Source organism: Staphylococcus pasteuri, assembly GCF_030547725.1.
Classification (GTDB): Bacteria; Bacillota; Bacilli; order Staphylococcales; family Staphylococcaceae; genus Staphylococcus; species Staphylococcus pasteuri.
In genome coordinates, this window is sequence record NZ_JAUOQO010000016.1 from 1 (window position 1) to 15486 (window position 15486).

Annotated in this window: 21 protein-coding genes; 18 read left to right on the top strand and 3 right to left on the bottom strand. The window is 30.7% G+C overall.

What is annotated here, in order from left to right:
* The coding region (locus Q4528_RS12195; protein WP_303521746.1) for a DUF1542 domain-containing protein at positions 1 to 1290 on the top strand (1290 nt) is incomplete at its 5' end.
* 430 nt (positions 1291 to 1720) lie between these two features.
* On the opposite strand, the gene Q4528_RS12200 is transcribed toward Q4528_RS12195, so the two are convergent.
* Both Q4528_RS12200 and Q4528_RS12205 read right to left on the bottom strand, forming a co-directional pair.
* The gene (locus tag Q4528_RS12200) at positions 1721 to 2119 is read right to left on the bottom strand and encodes a ribonuclease HI family protein (protein ID WP_029055345.1); all 399 of its coding nucleotides are present in this window, start codon (positions 2117 to 2119) and stop codon (positions 1721 to 1723) included.
* A gap of 175 nt (positions 2120 to 2294) precedes the next feature.
* Complete coding sequence (locus tag Q4528_RS12205; protein WP_046466686.1) at positions 2295 to 2999, bottom strand: queuosine precursor transporter; 705 nt, start codon at positions 2997 to 2999, stop codon at positions 2295 to 2297.
* Positions 3000 to 3259: 260 nt separating this feature from the next.
* Here Q4528_RS12205 and Q4528_RS12210 point away from each other — a divergent pair, with 260 nt between their 5' ends.
* The 17 genes from Q4528_RS12210 to Q4528_RS12290 all read left to right on the top strand — a co-directional run bounded on the left by Q4528_RS12210 (position 3260) and on the right by Q4528_RS12290 (position 14877).
* Positions 3260 to 3445, top strand: a complete 186-nt coding sequence (locus tag Q4528_RS12210; RefSeq protein WP_072291812.1) for a zinc-finger domain-containing protein — start codon at positions 3260 to 3262, stop codon at positions 3443 to 3445.
* A 12-nt stretch (positions 3446 to 3457) separates the two neighbouring features.
* Positions 3458 to 3712, top strand: coding sequence for a NifU N-terminal domain-containing protein (locus Q4528_RS12215; protein WP_046466685.1), 255 nt, complete (start codon positions 3458 to 3460; stop codon positions 3710 to 3712).
* Positions 3713 to 3742: 30 nt separating this feature from the next.
* A complete protein-coding gene (locus Q4528_RS12220) occupies positions 3743 to 4858 on the top strand; it encodes a conserved virulence factor C family protein (RefSeq protein WP_303521749.1) in 1116 nt (371 codons plus the stop codon).
* A gap of 25 nt (positions 4859 to 4883) precedes the next feature.
* On the top strand, positions 4884 to 5327 hold the full coding sequence (gene brxA, locus Q4528_RS12225; protein ID WP_029055347.1) for a bacilliredoxin BrxA: 444 nt from the start codon (positions 4884 to 4886) through the stop codon (positions 5325 to 5327).
* 216 nt (positions 5328 to 5543) lie between these two features.
* A complete protein-coding gene (locus Q4528_RS12230; RefSeq protein ID WP_046466683.1) occupies positions 5544 to 6500 on the top strand; it encodes a thymidylate synthase in 957 nt (318 codons plus the stop codon).
* Between the two features lie 166 nt (positions 6501 to 6666).
* The gene (locus tag Q4528_RS12235) at positions 6667 to 7149 is read left to right on the top strand and encodes a dihydrofolate reductase (protein WP_017638016.1); all 483 of its coding nucleotides are present in this window, start codon (positions 6667 to 6669) and stop codon (positions 7147 to 7149) included.
* Positions 7150 to 7160: 11 nt separating this feature from the next.
* Entirely contained in the window at positions 7161 to 8003 is an 843-nt protein-coding gene (locus Q4528_RS12240) for a fatty acid kinase binding subunit FakB (protein WP_046466682.1), read from the top strand.
* Positions 8004 to 8099: 96 nt separating this feature from the next.
* The gene (gene msrA, locus Q4528_RS12245) at positions 8100 to 8627 is read left to right on the top strand and encodes a peptide-methionine (S)-S-oxide reductase MsrA (RefSeq protein ID WP_046466681.1); all 528 of its coding nucleotides are present in this window, start codon (positions 8100 to 8102) and stop codon (positions 8625 to 8627) included.
* Positions 8620 to 9048: a peptide-methionine (R)-S-oxide reductase MsrB gene (gene msrB, locus Q4528_RS12250; protein WP_303521754.1), complete on the top strand. Its 429-nt coding sequence runs from the start codon at positions 8620 to 8622 to the stop codon at positions 9046 to 9048. The genes msrA and msrB overlap by 8 nt, the downstream gene beginning before the upstream one ends.
* Positions 9049 to 9060: 12 nt before the next feature.
* The gene (locus tag Q4528_RS12255; protein ID WP_017638012.1) at positions 9061 to 9561 is read left to right on the top strand and encodes a PTS sugar transporter subunit IIA; all 501 of its coding nucleotides are present in this window, start codon (positions 9061 to 9063) and stop codon (positions 9559 to 9561) included.
* Positions 9561 to 9782: a YozE family protein gene (locus Q4528_RS12260; RefSeq protein ID WP_017638011.1), complete on the top strand. Its 222-nt coding sequence runs from the start codon at positions 9561 to 9563 to the stop codon at positions 9780 to 9782. The genes Q4528_RS12255 and Q4528_RS12260 overlap by 1 nt, the downstream gene beginning before the upstream one ends.
* A 294-nt stretch (positions 9783 to 10076) precedes the next feature.
* On the top strand, positions 10077 to 11510 hold the full coding sequence (locus Q4528_RS12265; protein ID WP_390323512.1) for a S41 family peptidase: 1434 nt from the start codon (positions 10077 to 10079) through the stop codon (positions 11508 to 11510).
* A gap of 82 nt (positions 11511 to 11592) precedes the next feature.
* Positions 11593 to 12096 (top strand): GNAT family N-acetyltransferase, encoded by a 504-nt coding sequence (locus Q4528_RS12270; RefSeq protein WP_017638009.1) that lies wholly within the window; start codon positions 11593 to 11595, stop codon positions 12094 to 12096.
* 17 nt (positions 12097 to 12113) lie between these two features.
* Positions 12114 to 13187, top strand: a complete 1074-nt coding sequence (gene murG / locus Q4528_RS12275; protein WP_046466679.1) for an undecaprenyldiphospho-muramoylpentapeptide beta-N-acetylglucosaminyltransferase — start codon at positions 12114 to 12116, stop codon at positions 13185 to 13187.
* Between the two features lie 13 nt (positions 13188 to 13200).
* Complete coding sequence (locus tag Q4528_RS12280) at positions 13201 to 13818, top strand: phosphatase PAP2 family protein (protein ID WP_046466678.1); 618 nt, start codon at positions 13201 to 13203, stop codon at positions 13816 to 13818.
* 107 nt (positions 13819 to 13925) lie between these two features.
* Positions 13926 to 14264, top strand: coding sequence for a winged helix-turn-helix transcriptional regulator (locus Q4528_RS12285; RefSeq protein ID WP_029055352.1), 339 nt, complete (start codon positions 13926 to 13928; stop codon positions 14262 to 14264).
* Between the two features lie 115 nt (positions 14265 to 14379).
* On the top strand, positions 14380 to 14877 hold the full coding sequence (locus tag Q4528_RS12290) for an SRPBCC family protein (RefSeq protein ID WP_303521759.1): 498 nt from the start codon (positions 14380 to 14382) through the stop codon (positions 14875 to 14877).
* Between the two features lie 90 nt (positions 14878 to 14967).
* Here Q4528_RS12290 and Q4528_RS12295 read toward each other — a convergent pair whose 3' ends face one another.
* On the bottom strand, positions 14968 to 15288 hold the full coding sequence (locus Q4528_RS12295) for an antibiotic biosynthesis monooxygenase family protein (RefSeq protein WP_017638004.1): 321 nt from the start codon (positions 15286 to 15288) through the stop codon (positions 14968 to 14970).
* Positions 15289 to 15486 lie beyond the last annotated feature (198 nt).

A 15486-nucleotide genomic window follows, 5' to 3' on the forward strand; every position in this document is an offset into this window, starting at 1 on the left:
AAAGAAATTGATAATAATCCTGACTTAACGCCAGAACAAAAAGCTGCTGCTAAAAACGAAGTCAATCGCCTTAAAGATCAGGCATTGAAAGATATTAATAATGCGAAAGACTTAACTGGCATTGATAAAGCGAAATCTCAAGCTCAAGATACAATCAACCAATTTGATCCAAATCAATTTACGATTGATCAAGCGAAAGACAAAGCGAAACAAGCTATCGAAGACGCAGCTAACAACAAACTTAAAGAAATTGATAATAATCCTGATTTAACACCAGAACAAAAAGCTGATGCTAAAGACGAAGTGAATCGTCTAAAAGATCAAGCGCTTAAAGATATTGATAATTCAAAATCACTTGAAGATATAACTAAACAACAACATAAGTTTATATCTCAGATTATTTCTGTAAATCCAATTAAAGATTTAGTGAAACGTAAAGACGATGCTATTAAAAATATCAATAAAATATCAACACAAAAAGCTAATGACATAAGAAACAGTAGATTTGGTACTGCAAGTCAAAAACAAGATGCTTTAAATAGAATTAATAGCATAGTTAATGACACGATTAGAAGAATCAAAAATGCTCACACACCACAAGAAGTGGATGATGCATTGAGAGATGGTATTAATCGTATCTTAGCTGTTCAAATCAATACAAATATTGGTAGAAACAGAAATCAATTCAACAATACTTTAAATAGACCTTTCGATTTAACTAGAGTAGTTAGAGCTAATCAAACTAATGCTACTACTATCTTCGGAAATGGAACTAAAGAAAAATTAAATGGCAGCATACCTAGCGATAAATCTAAACAAAACAAAGATAAAAATAACAATCATCAAAATACACATAGTGTGACAGATTCAATTGCTAATGTACTTAAAAAGACACTAGGATTTGTAGGTATTTCTGGATTATTAGCTAGTTTCTGGTTTGTAATGGCAAAACGCCGTAGAAAAGAAGAAGAAGACGAAATGTTGAATCATAAAGATACTATTAAAGATGATAAAAAACATTTATTGAGTGATAATGACCATGAACCATTGTTATTATCTAAACAGAAAAAAGATGAAACAGAAACTAACAAACAATCTTCAAATTCATCAAAAGAGAAAAAGCTTAAAGGTAATGATAAAGATGCACCTATATTAATTGCTAAAAAGAAACAAAATCGTAAAGATAATGAAAATAAAGCAAAAGGTAAATCAACATCTAATTACAAGAAAGTCACAAACTCAAAAAAGAAGAAAAAGAATAATAAAAAATCTTCAAAACGTAAAAAATAAAACACAATAAATTTATCCTAATTCTTCAAAATAAAGGTGTACGGAATATAAAATTCTAAGACAAATGAAAAAAGGTAATTTCTATTGAAATAATATAGAAATTGCCTTTTTCATTATCTATAAGTATTTTAATGAAAAATTACATATAAATACGTAGTATTTATGGCAAGACTCCTGAGGGAACAGTACTAGTTGAAGACCTTAGAAATTCTCACAGATTTATCTGTGTAGTATTTCTGGCTGAAACTGTACCATGGGAAGGGACCCAACACAGAGAAACTGATTAAATCAGTTTCTACAAGCAAAGCAAGTTGGGCATAGCGAAGCCATGCAATACGAAGTATTGGATATAAAGAAAGCACTAAGATGATTAAAATAAATCATCTTAGTGCTATTATTTTAAGACTTATATTCCAGCATCTTCTTTTTACTATTTACGCTTTAACAATTTAAATAAAGCCTGTTGTGCATGTTGATTAGCTTCTTTATTTTGTTCTCTAGGAACCCATTTTACAAACAATAACTCAAAATCTCTTTCCAATAATTCTAATTGTTCAAAATAGGGTTTAAATTTAGCATTTTTAATATATCCCGCATCAACACTATCCGCTATCAACTTCGAATCTGTGTATAGAAGGGCATTACTTACTTTAAGTTCTCTTGCATGTTCCAATGCATGAATGCACGCTGCCCATTCAGCACTATGATTATCCATTTCACCTAATTCATGAGTGAAAATATGATGTTGATCATCTTCTTTAATGACGATAGCACAAGTACTCATTCCAGGATTACCTTTTGTTGCTGCGTCAAAATTAATTTTTGCCATTTTCACACCCGCTTATATCAAAATTCCTTACAATCTAAATCATAATATCTATTTTAATCAAAAGAACAGTAATTTAAAAATACTTCAATTAAAAACATCAAATTATGGATTTATTTAAATAAAAAACACGCTTCAACTCAATTATAAATTAAGTAAAGCGTGTGGCCACTATATATTAATAACCTTCATCCAATTTACTAATTTTACCTTTACGATAAAATGATTTCGCAATATAGCCAAATGGCACATTGAAAATAGTAGATATAAGTTTTAATACATATGTTGTTATGAATATTTCAAATACTGCCATACCAGGTAAACTTCCGATAAATGCGATAGATACGAAAAGGGCAGTATCAATGATAGAACTAATTACAGTACTACCATATGCTCTTATAATAAACGTTTTATCAGAACTAAATATTTTTTTAATTAGTGAGAAGATAAACACATCTATATGTTGTCCGATAATATATGCAACGATTGAACCTAATGCGATTCGTGGCACAACATCAAAAATGGCATGAAATGCGCTTTGAGCTGTGTCTTCTGGAGCAGGAATAAAATGTAATGACATTTGCATGACAATAATCATAACTAATGTTGAAGAAAATCCTAACCACACTGCACGTTTAGCTACTTTTCTTCCATAAATATCATTCAATATATCAGTAGCCAAATAAATAGACGCAAACATGACATTACCTAAAGTAGCTGAAATACCAAATATTTCTACAGTTTTGATGACTTGAATATTAGCAATAATTGTACCAATTGCTACCCAAGCTATTAAACCATGTTTACCAAACAATCGATACATCACTACCATTAAAATAAACGTTACTAAAAACGTAGCTATTCCAAAAATTTCATTATACATATACTTTTCCTCCTAAATTTTGTTAATGCGGGTGTTTAGAAACCGCTAAAATAACTTAACCATTTTACTTGAAAAATGTTACTAATGCAATACGTAACGTTAATTAAATTTGTGGTTCTTAATAGCAAATTGATTATTGTTAATCCATCCATAATAAATGCTATAATGTTTACATGTGAATGATTGAGGTAGTATTAAAAACTAAATGTATCTCTTTATTTGCGACATAATAAACGCTATAGCTAAAGGGAGTTGAGAATATACTTACTTATTCCGAACAACAAGCTATAAATCGAATTGATCTATTATTGACTACGTATTGTCATCAATGTCCATTAAAGTCGCATATAAGAAAGACTGAAAATAAGACGCAGGCACATCATTTTTGTATCAATGAATGTTCAATTGGTAAACAAATCAAACAAATTGGAAACGAACTTCAATAGGAGGTAGTTAATATGGAAATTGTTTCAATTTCAGAAACACCAAACCACAACACTATGAAAATCACTTTAAATGAATCACGTGAAGATATGAAATCAAATACTTATACAGAAGCTCAAGAAGGACAACCTGAATTTATCAATGCATTATTCGATATCGACGGTGTGAAATCTATTTTTTACGTTATGGATTTCATCTCTGTAGATAAAGAGAATCAAGCTGATTGGAATACACTTATTCCTCAAATTGAAGATAAATTCAACCAATAATCAAATTTAATTTCATGGAGGGACACATTTATGGAAATTTTACGTGTAGAACCTACACCGAGTCCTAATACTATGAAAATTGTTCTATCTGAAAAGAGGCAAGACAATAAATCAAATACTTATACTGAGGTAAACGAACAACAACCTCAATATATTAAAGATTTATTAAATCTTGAAGGTGTTAAGTCTATTTTCCATGTTATGGATTTTCTAGCTATAGATAAACAACCAAAAGCCGATTGGGAGAATGTTTTGCCATTAATTACATCTACTCTAAATAATGAAGAAAATGAGAATCAAGAATATCAACCAGATGAACATTATGGCGAGATTAAGGCAGAAGCATTAATGTTTAAGGGTATACCATATCAAATTAAATTATCAACTCAACAAGATGAAAAACGTAAACAATTACCAGAGTTTTATGTAGATAGTATGCTTAAAGCTCAAAAAGATAATGATAATGTCGTTTTTCTAAGAAAATGGGAAAATTTAGGCATACGATATGGCGACATAGATGAAGTCATGGATGACGTTTATGAAGAAATATTAGCGTTATACCCAGTGTCAAGAATAGAACAATTAGTTAACGAAGCACTAGAAACAGATATTGTTATCCCCGAAAGTCATTATAAACATGTAACATTAGCTGAATTTCAACAAGCTTCTGATTGGAAAGAAAAATTACGTATGCTTAAAGCATTTCCAACGCCGACTTTTGACGATATTCCTTTATTAGATTATGCATTAAATGAGGAAAAGATTCCGCTTCGTCGTGAGGCTGTAGTTTTACTAGGTATGGTTGAGGATAAAGACATTTTACCTTATATTTATAAAGGGTTACACGATAAGAGTCCTGCCGTACGACGAACTGCAGGGGATTGTTTAAGTGACTTAGGTTATAAAGAAGCACTTCCAGAAATGGAAAAAGCATTAGATGATCCTCAAAAAATCGTTCGTTGGAGAGCTGCTATGTTTATTTTTGATGAAGGAAACGAGCAACAGCTAAATAGCTTAAAAGCACATGCTAATGATTCAGCGTATGAAGTTAAATTACAAATTGAAATGGCCATTTCTAGAATAGAAAATGGGGATGAAGCCCTAGGTTCAGTTTGGAAACAAATCGCTAATAGAAATAAATCCTAATAATTACTAAAAGGAGCATAAAATTATGAATGCCTATGATCAATATATGAAAGAACTTGCACAACAAATGCGTTCTGAACTTACAGATCATCAGTTTGAAAGTTTAGAATCTAGTGAATCAGTAAATCAATATATGAATAATGTAAATGAAGACGATACAACATTTGTTGTTATTAATTCAACATGTGGTTGTGCAGCAGGTTTAGCACGCCCAGCAGCAGTAGCAGTTGCTGAACAAAATGAAGCTAAACCAACTCATAAAGTAACTGTCTTTGCAGGACAAGATAAAGAAGCTACTGAAACAATGCGTGAATATATTCAACAAGTACCTTCAAGTCCTTCATTCGCATTATTTAAAGGACAAAATCTCGTTCATTTCATGCCTAGAGAACATATCGAAGGTAGAGATATTAACGATATCGCAATGGATTTAAAAGATGCATTCGACGATTATTGTGAAACAAAATAATGCTGATTAGAGTGATACGGGAGGCTCATATTAATTTGAGTGTCCTGTATCGCTTTTTTATTAATAAGAAAAATTGACCCTTCATTAATTTTATCAAATATCTTGTTTCATACTTTTTTATGCGTCTAATTACCAGTATAATAATATTAATGTGACTATTGAAAGATAATAGGATTCCACTTCATTACATAAAATATAGAAAGGATGTATACAACCATGCTCAATTCATTCGACGCAGCATATCACGGTCTTTGTGAAGAAATCTTAGACATTGGAAATCAACGAGATGATCGTACACATACAGGCACAATTTCAAAATTTGGTCATCAACTAAGATTTGATTTATCCAAAGGCTTTCCTTTATTAACGACTAAGAAAGTTTCGTTTAAACTTGTAGCTACAGAATTATTATGGTTTATCAAAGGGGATACAAATATCCAATATTTATTAAAATACAATAATAATATTTGGAATGAATGGGCTTTTGAAAATTATGTTAATTCTAATGATTATCATGGTCCAGATATGACAAATTTTGGCCATCGTTCATTACATGATAGTGATTTTAACGAATTATATAAAGTTGAAATGAAGAAATTCAAAGAGAAAATTTTAACTGATGATACGTTCGCACAAAAATATGGTGATTTAGGAAATGTATACGGTAAACAATGGAGAGATTGGGAAGATAAAGATGGCAACCATTTTGATCAACTTAAAACTGTTATCGAGCAAATTAAACAAAATCCTAATTCACGCCGTCATATCGTTTCAGCTTGGAACCCAACTGAAATCGATACAATGGCATTACCTCCGTGTCATACGATGTTCCAATTCTATGTACAAGATGGAAAATTAAGTTGTCAATTATATCAACGTAGTGCAGATATCTTTTTAGGTGTTCCATTTAATATTGCAAGCTATGCCTTACTTACTCATTTAATAGCTAAAGAATGCGGTTTAGAGGTTGGGGAATTTGTCCATACTTTTGGTGATGCACATATTTATTCAAATCATATGGATGCTGTACAAGAACAACTTTCTCGTGATAGTTTCAATCCACCTCAAATCAAAATTAACTCAGATAAATCTATTTTTGATATCGACTATGAAGACATAGAATTAATTAACTATGAGTCTCATCCAGCTATCAAGGCACCAATTGCAGTATAATTTTTAAATTAATCTTAATATTGATAAGTATTTTACAAATTTTCAAATTTATCTTTAGAAAACTTCCTTAATTACTACCTAATAGTAACGAATTGTATTCAATTTATGTTACATTTAATTTATGAAATCGATACACTAATGCCCACATATCAAGGAGGACAATGAAATGACATTATCTATTTTAGTCGCACATGATCAACAAAGAGTCATAGGTTATCAAAATCAATTACCATGGCATCTTCCTAATGATCTTAAACATGTTAAACAATTATCTACAGGTCATACATTAGTTATGGGAAGAAAAACATATGAATCTATAGGCAAACCTTTACCTAATAGACGTAACGTTGTTTTGACTAATAATAAGTCATTTCATCCTGAAGGTGTGGACGTTATTCACTCTTTTGAAGAAATAAAAGATTTAACAGGTCATGTGTTTATATTCGGTGGCCAAACTTTGTTTGAAGAAATGATTGATAAAGTAGACGATATGTATATAACTGTGGTTAATGGTAAGTTTCAAGGAGATACTTTCTTTCCTCGTTATACTTTTGAAGATTGGGAAGTTGAGTCCTCAGTTGAAGGCGAACTAGACGAAAAAAATACTATTCCACATACATTTTTACATTTAATAAGGAAAAAATCATAGGGGGACTATTTATGGTTAAGCAAGTTATCGTTACAGATTCTACTTCAGATTTACCTCAAAGTTATTTAAAAGAAAACGCAATCCATGTAATCCCATTAAATCTTACAATTAATGGTAAATCTTATGTTGACCAAGTTGACATTACATCTTCGGAATATATTGAGTATTTAGAACAAGATGCTGATGTTAAAACAAGTCAGGCTTCTATTGGTGAAATTATTAACGTTTATGAAAAACTTGGGGAAGGTGATGTAGAAATTATTAGCATACATTTATCTTCTGGTTTAAGCGGTATGTATAATACAGCTTACCAAGCTAGTCAAATGGTAGATGCTAATGTCACTGTAATTGATTCCAAATCTATTTCTAACGGTCTAGCTTATCAAATTAAACATATCGTTGAACTTTTCGAAGAAGGTACGTCAACATCTGATATTGTTGATAGTGTTAAAAAGTTGCAAGACAACACTAAGTTATTTGTAGTAATTGGCCAATTAAATCAATTAATTAAAGGTGGACGTATAAGTAAAACTAAAGGACTTATAGGTAATATCATGAAAATCAAACCTATAGGTACGCTCAATGATGGTAAATTGGAACTCGTTCACAACGCTCGAACACAAAACACTAGTATCAATTATTTAAAAAAAGAAATTTCTGAATTCATTGAAAATCATAAACTTAAATCAGTAGGTATTACTCACGCAAATGCCATGGATTTTGTAGATAAAGTTAAAAATACATTTACAGAAGCTTTTAATTTCCATAATTATGATGTAAATGTTACAACACCTGTCATTTCAACACATACAGGTAAAGGCGCTATTGGATTGGTTGTTGTTCGCGAAAACTAATCCAATATATAGATATTTATAAACTTTTGAGCGTTTATCTTTATTTCTTTAATATAATATCGTAAATTATTAACAAAATAGGAAGGAGGCAATCAAATGGCTTATGCAACGTTAGCTGGAGGTTGTTTTTGGTGTATGGTAAAACCATTCACATCATATCCTGGTATTAAATCAGTTGTTTCTGGATATAGTGGTGGGCATGTAGAAAATCCTACTTATGAGCAAGTATGTACTAATCAAACTGGTCATGTAGAAGCTGTGCAAATTACCTATGATCCTAAAATAACTTCATTTGAAAATATTTTAGATGTTTACTTCAAAACATTTGACCCTACAGACGATGGGGGTCAGTTTTTCGACCGTGGTGAAAGTTATCAACCTATCATTTTTTACCATGACGAAGAACAACGTAAAGCTGCAATACTGAAGAAACAACAAATTGATGAACAAGGTATTTTTAAGAAACCTGTTATTACTCCAGTTAAACCATATAAAAACTTCTATCCTGCAGAAGACTATCATCAAGATTACTATAAGAAAAATCCTGAACATTACGAACAATATCAACGAGGTTCAGGCAGAAAAGCATTTATAGAATCACATTGGGGGTCTCAACATGATTAAGAAGAATAAAGATGAACTAAATGATATGGAGTATCTTGTTACACAAGAAAATGGGACAGAACCTCCATTTCAAAATGAATATTGGAATCATTTTGAAAAAGGTATATATGTCGATAAATTATCTGGCAAACCATTATTCACTTCAGAAGAGAAATTCGAATCTGATTGTGGTTGGCCTAGCTTTTCGAAAGAAATCGACGATGAAGAAATTATCGAGCTAGTAGATAAAACGTTTGGTATGGTTAGAACCGAAGTACGTTCTGAAGATGCAAATAGTCATTTAGGACATGTATTTAACGATGGCCCTAAAGATAAAGGCGGTTTAAGATATTGTATCAATTCAGCATCAATTCAATTTATACCATATGACAAATTAGAAGAATTAGGTTACGGTGACTTAATACAACACTTTGAGAAATAGGAGTGGAACAAAATGTTTAAAAAATTATTCGGTAAAAGTAAAGAAGTAGATAAAAATATTCAAGTTTATTCACCATTATCAGGTGAATACGTTAAAATCGAAGACATTCCAGACCCAGTATTTGCTCAGAAAATGATGGGCGAAGGATTTGGTATTAACCCAACAGAGGGTACTGTAGTATCACCAATCGAAGGTACAGTAGATAATGTTTTCCCTACAAAACATGCTATTGGTCTAAAAGCTGAAAATGGACTTGAATTATTAGTTCATATCGGATTAGATACTGTCCAATTAGACGGTGAAGGTTTTGAAGTATTAGTGGATAGTGGTGACAATGTTAAAGTTGGAGATCCAATTATCAAATTCGATGTTGAATACATTAAAAATAATGCAAAATCAGTTATTTCTCCTGTAATTATTACTAATTCTGATCAAGCAGCATCAATTCATTTTGATGATGTTCAAGCAGCAGTTAAAGGTGAAACAAAAGTCATTGATGTGACAATGAACTAATGAAAAATTATTCATTTTATCAATTCGCTATGACAGTTAGAGGTAGAAAAGATGATAAAGGGAAATTAGCTGAACAAATATTTGAAGATTTAGCATTCCCACGTCATGAGAATGATTTCAACGAACTATCTGAATATATCGAAACTCATGGTGATTTTACTCTATCTATGTCAGTCTTCGATGATTTATATGAAGAATATACTGAATGGCTTAAATTTTAATAATTATGTATTTATCGCCTGTGACAATAGAATTTTGTTACAGGCTTATTTTAAATTCTTTTTAACTTTATCATGTTATATTTCAGTTGATTTTGAAGAATAATCCATACATACTGTAAGTATCATTTTGAAAGCAAATGATTAAATGTATTAAATTGAATTTAAAATAAAGATAAAGTTATCATAAAGATGTTTCACTCAAAGACATCAAATTGAATTGTCACCATTTTTAAAAGGAGTGATTATGTGACTAATAATAAAGAGGATCAAACGCCAGATGAGCAACAAAATTCAATACAAGATAAGAAGAAAGATAAACCAAAGAAACCAATTCATCTTAAATTATGGCAACTGATTACATTACTAATAGGTATTATCGTTATAACTGCGGCTATTACCGTTGCAGCAACAATACTAATCAGTCATCACATGAGTGGTTTAAATAAGGAACAACGTGCAAATTTACATAAGATTGAATATGTTTATAAAACTTTAAATAAAGATTACTATAAAAAACAAAAATCTGACAAACTATCACAAGCAGCTATAGACGGTATGGTTAAAGAATTAAAAGATCCTTATTCAGAATATATGACTAAAGAACAAACGAAATCATTCAATGAAGGTGTGTCCGGTGATTTTGTCGGTATAGGCGCTGAAATGCAAAAGAAAAACGATCAAATTAGTATTACTAGCCCTATGAAAGGCTCCCCAGCGGAAAAAGCAGGGATCAAACCGAAAGATGTTGTTACAAAAGTTAATCATAAATCAATAAAGAATAAGCCACTAGATGAAGTCGTCAAAATGGTTAGAGGTAAAAAAGGAACAAAATTAGTCTTAACGATTAAACGAGGCTCAGTAGAAAAAGATATTTCAATTAAACGTGATACTATTCATGTTAAAAGTGTTGAATATGAGAAGAAAGATAATGTTGGCGTAATCACAATTAATAAATTCCAAAACAATACTTCTGGCGAACTTAAAAATGCTGTCAAGAAAGCACACAAACAAGGTGTACGAGATATTGTTTTAGATTTACGTAACAATCCAGGTGGATTATTAGATGAAGCTGTGAAAATGGCAAATATTTTCATAGATAAAGACAAAACTGTTGTCCAACTTCAAAAAGGTGATGACAAACAACAACTTAAAACAGAAAATGACCCATTAAAAGAAGCTAAAGACATGAAAGTTTCAATCCTAATTAATGAAGGTTCAGCAAGTGCATCAGAAGTATTCACTGGCGCACTCAAAGATTATCACAAAGCTAAAGTCTATGGTTCTAAATCATTTGGTAAAGGTATTGTTCAAACAACACGTGAATTTGATGATGGTTCACTATTGAAATATACAGAATTGAAATGGTTAACACCTGATGGCCATTATATTCATGGTAAAGGTATTCAACCAGATGTAAAAATAGAAACTCCAAAATATCAATCTCTAAATGTCATACCTAATAAGAAAACATATAAAATCGGTGATGAAAGCAAGCATGTTAAAACAATGAAAATTGGGTTAACTGCATTAGGATTCAAAGTTGATAACGAATCTAAAACATTTGATTCAAGCTTAGAATCGGCTATAAAGAAATTCCAAGAAGACAACAATTTAAAAGTAACAGGTGAATTTGATAAAGAAACAAATGATAAATTCACTCTAAAATTAGTCGAAAAATCTAATAAAAATGACACAGTTTTAGATAAATTAATCAAGAAGTTGAAATAAGTTTAAAAAGATGAAAATATGTGAATTAAATGATGAAAGCTTTTTAACCTATAACTATAAATACAAAGAGGTGTTTTAGATTATGATTAGATTAGCAACAAAAAATGATCTTTCAAGTATTGAGAATTTAGTAGAAGAAGCAAAAGAAATTATGGAGAAATTCAACAATAATCAGTGGGATGACAAATACCCTGTCACTGAACATTTTGAAGAAGATATCGAATCTGAAACACTTTATGTATTAGATGTTGATAATGAAATTTATGGTTTTATTGTCATCGACCAAAATCAATCAGAATGGTATGATGAACTAGAATGGCCTATTGATCGTAAAGGGGCATATGTGATACACCGTTTAGCTGGTTCTCAGTCTTATAAAGGTGCTGCTACTGAATTATTCCAATTTGCAGTAGATATGACAGAAGAGCACGGTGTTCATGTCATTTTGACTGATACATTTGCACTTAATAAACCAGCTCAAGGATTATTCGAAAAATTTGGCTTTACAAAAGTGGGCGAAGCCGAAATTGATTATCATCCTTTCGATCGCGGTGCACCATTTTACGCATATTATAAAAACATATAAGAATAGAGGTTATATTTATGACTAAAATCGCATTTACAGGTGGAGGAACAGTTGGACACGTTTCAGTTAACTTAAGTCTGATTCCAACTGCAACAGACAAAGGCGATGAAGCTTTTTATATTGGATCAAAATCTGGAATAGAAAGGGAAATGATTGAATCTCAATTACCAAATATTCCATATTATCCAATTTCTAGTGGTAAATTACGACGCTATTTATCATTTGATAATGCTAAAGACATCTTTAAAGTTTTAAAAGGTGTTTTAGATGCTCGCAAAATTCTAAAAAAACAAAAGCCAGATTTATTATTTTCTAAAGGTGGGTTTGTTTCTGTACCAGTAGTGATTGCAGCTCGTTCTTTAAAAATTCCTACAATCATTCATGAGTCAGATTTAACACCAGGTTTAGCCAATAAAATTGCATTGAAATTTGCTAAAAAAATCTATACAACATTTGAAGATACATTAAATTACTTACCTAAAGACAAAGCAGACTTTGTTGGCGCAACAGTACGTGAAGATTTAAAACAAGGTGATAAACAACGTGGTTACCAATTAACTGATTTTAAACAAGACAAAAAAGTGTTACTTGTTATGGGTGGTAGTTTAGGAAGTAAAAAATTAAATGACGCTATAAGAGAAAATTTAGAAGCTTTATTACAACAATATCAAGTTATTCATCTTACAGGTAAAGGATTAGTAGATAATTCAATAAATAAAGAGGGATATATACAGTTTGAATTTGTTAAAGATGATTTAACTGATTTATTAGCTATTACTGATACTGTTGTCAGTCGTGCAGGTTCAAATGCAATATATGAATTTTTAACATTAAGAATACCAATGTTATTAATTCCTTTAGGTTTAGATCAATCCCGTGGTGATCAAATAGATAATGCGAAAAACTTCGAAACTAAAGGTTATGGTCGAGCTATTCCTGAAGATGAACTTACACAAGTAAGATTGATACAAGAACTTAACCATATCGAATCTAACCGTGATGACATCATTAAACAAATGCAAACTTACAAAGAAAGTTACACTAAAGAAGATATATACGATAAAATTATCAAAGATGCTTTGAATCAATAGGGGGAATATTGCAATGAGTCGATTAAAACGAATTTCATTACTTATCATTTTTACTTTGATATTCGGTATCATTGCATTCTTTCACGAATCTCGATTAGGTAAGTGGATTGATAATGAAGTATATGAGTTCATTTATGCCTCAGAAAGCTTCATCACTACATCTATTATGTTAGGTGCAACAAAACTCGGTGAAGTTTGGGCAATGGTATGTTTATCTTTAATATTAATCGCTTATTTAATGTTAAAACGTTTAAGAATAGAAACACTCTTTTTTGTAATTGTGATGAGTTTATCTAGTATTTTAAACCCTGTATTAAAAAACATCTTTGATAGAGAAAGACCAACGTTATTACGTTTAATCGATATTACTGGTTTTAGTTTCCCAAGCGGTCATGCAATGGGATCTACTTCTTATTTTGGTAGTATCATTTATATTCTTAATAGAACTGATTCAGGTTTATCTAAAGGCGTACTTATTGGCTTAGCAGCCTCACTAATATTAATGGTGTCAACATCTCGTGTATACTTAGGCGTACATTATCCAACAGACATTATCGCTGGTATTATAGGCGGAGCCTTTAGTATTGTTTTATCAACATTGATCTTAAACAATAAATTACAAAGCACTTAAATTTGAAGAGATACTATTTTACTTAGAGGGGCATATATCTAAATTAACATTAGATATATTCCTCTCATTTTTCTATATATGTATATAACTAAGAAAGGAGCGAAAAGATGACACATAAAACATATAACTGTCCAGTAGAAGCAGTAATTAGTTTAATTGGTGGAAAATATAAACCTATTATATTGTGGTACCTCCTAAATAATACTTTACGTTTTAATGAAATCCAACGATTACTACCTCAAGCTTCTCCAAAAATGTTAAGTCAACAGCTTAAAGAACTACAAAAAGAAGGGTTCATTGAGAAGGTTATTTACCCAGAAGTACCTCCTAAAACAGAATATTATATGACAGACTACGGAAAAACATTGGAACATATTTTAAATGAAATGTGTAATTGGGGAGAGGAGTTTATGGGAGATTATATTGTTAAGCCAACAGATAGCTAGTATCTATTAATCCATACTTACCTTTTGGATACTATCTTACATTAAAGTGCGTTCTTCTCAAGATAAATATGTAATGCTACTATTAATTAAAATCAATTGGGAAGGAATGACTTAAATGTTAAATGAAATTAAATGGCCAGAAAAATGGTTACCAGGTACAACAGATAATTTTGCTTCAAATGAAATCATCGTTAAAGATTTATCATTTGATAATGTTATAGAGAGTTTATTAAACACTTCTAAATGGGAAAATTACTATTCAAATAGTAGCGATATTTATATGTATAATCAAGATTCTCCAGTTTTAAAACAAAATACACGTTTTAAATTTAAAACATTCGGTTTTGATATAGAAGCTGAAGTTGAAGAATGTATGGTTGAAGATAATATTGCAAGAATCGCATGGCATGGCTGGAATAATGCAACAGGTGATGAATTCTTAGATTTTTATCATGCTTGGCTTATTGAAAAATTATCCCATAACAGACTAAGAATTTTAACTCAAGAATCACAAATTGGTAAACCAGCGAAAGACATGGCTAGTGACAACACTTATCCTATGATTAATGGACATCAGGAATGGATAACTACATTAGCTAACTTTTCAATGTAATATATTAATATCATAAAGAATAGAGCATTAAGATGATTGAAATCAAAGTCATCTTAATGCTCTTTTTTTTAATATCATTCACTATAGATTTTAATCAAAAAGTTCATACTGTTTTAGAGTTTTTTCTATTTTATTTTTGAGACTGTCTTGTTGCTCTTTTTCTTCTTTTCTCATTTTTTTATGTTCTTCAACATGACTTGGTCTGGACACCCAATTTTGGAATGATTTTTTCTCATCCCATTTTGATACAATAGAATATTCTATTTTTGATTTTGTTTCATTTTTCCATACTTCAGCATCAATTAAACCTTCGAATCCTTCAAAATCAGATTTCGCATTTTCGGCTTTTTTTAATAAAACTTCTTTTGCAGATTCATCTGATGTAGAAAAAGTAACTTGTGCAATAAACATTTAAATTCCCTCCAATAGATTTATCATTACAAATTATTGAGATACATTATCAATTATAATCAACTTTTACAGAATTCTCTAACGATTGAATTCTAATAACTCTTCGGTTCGCATGAGTTTACTCATGCATAACTCCCTCTAACGAATCAATTCGTAAGGTTTCTAGGTTCGCATGAGCTTTCCTCATGCATAACTCCC

Coding starts and splice junctions, on each gene's coding strand:
- Q4528_RS12280 (WP_046466678.1), top strand. CDS start 13,201: ATGAGTCGATTAAAACGAATTTCATTACTTATCATTTTTACTTTGATA.
- Q4528_RS12260 (WP_017638011.1), top strand. CDS start 9,561: ATGAAAAATTATTCATTTTATCAATTCGCTATGACAGTTAGAGGTAGA.
- Q4528_RS12230 (WP_046466683.1), top strand. CDS start 5,544: ATGCTCAATTCATTCGACGCAGCATATCACGGTCTTTGTGAAGAAATC.
- Q4528_RS12240 (WP_046466682.1), top strand. CDS start 7,161: ATGGTTAAGCAAGTTATCGTTACAGATTCTACTTCAGATTTACCTCAA.
- Q4528_RS12290 (WP_303521759.1), top strand. CDS start 14,380: ATGTTAAATGAAATTAAATGGCCAGAAAAATGGTTACCAGGTACAACA.
- Q4528_RS12200 (WP_029055345.1), bottom strand. CDS start 2,119: ATGGCAAAAATTAATTTTGACGCAGCAACAAAAGGTAATCCTGGAATG.
- Q4528_RS12220 (WP_303521749.1), top strand. CDS start 3,743: ATGGAAATTTTACGTGTAGAACCTACACCGAGTCCTAATACTATGAAA.
- Q4528_RS12205 (WP_046466686.1), bottom strand. CDS start 2,999: ATGTATAATGAAATTTTTGGAATAGCTACGTTTTTAGTAACGTTTATT.
- Q4528_RS12215 (WP_046466685.1), top strand. CDS start 3,458: ATGGAAATTGTTTCAATTTCAGAAACACCAAACCACAACACTATGAAA.
- brxA (WP_029055347.1), top strand. CDS start 4,884: ATGAATGCCTATGATCAATATATGAAAGAACTTGCACAACAAATGCGT.
- Q4528_RS12295 (WP_017638004.1), bottom strand. CDS start 15,288: ATGTTTATTGCACAAGTTACTTTTTCTACATCAGATGAATCTGCAAAA.
- murG (WP_046466679.1), top strand. CDS start 12,114: ATGACTAAAATCGCATTTACAGGTGGAGGAACAGTTGGACACGTTTCA.
- msrA (WP_046466681.1), top strand. CDS start 8,100: ATGGCTTATGCAACGTTAGCTGGAGGTTGTTTTTGGTGTATGGTAAAA.
- Q4528_RS12255 (WP_017638012.1), top strand. CDS start 9,061: ATGTTTAAAAAATTATTCGGTAAAAGTAAAGAAGTAGATAAAAATATT.
- Q4528_RS12235 (WP_017638016.1), top strand. CDS start 6,667: ATGACATTATCTATTTTAGTCGCACATGATCAACAAAGAGTCATAGGT.
- Q4528_RS12270 (WP_017638009.1), top strand. CDS start 11,593: ATGATTAGATTAGCAACAAAAAATGATCTTTCAAGTATTGAGAATTTA.
- Q4528_RS12285 (WP_029055352.1), top strand. CDS start 13,926: ATGACACATAAAACATATAACTGTCCAGTAGAAGCAGTAATTAGTTTA.
- msrB (WP_303521754.1), top strand. CDS start 8,620: ATGATTAAGAAGAATAAAGATGAACTAAATGATATGGAGTATCTTGTT.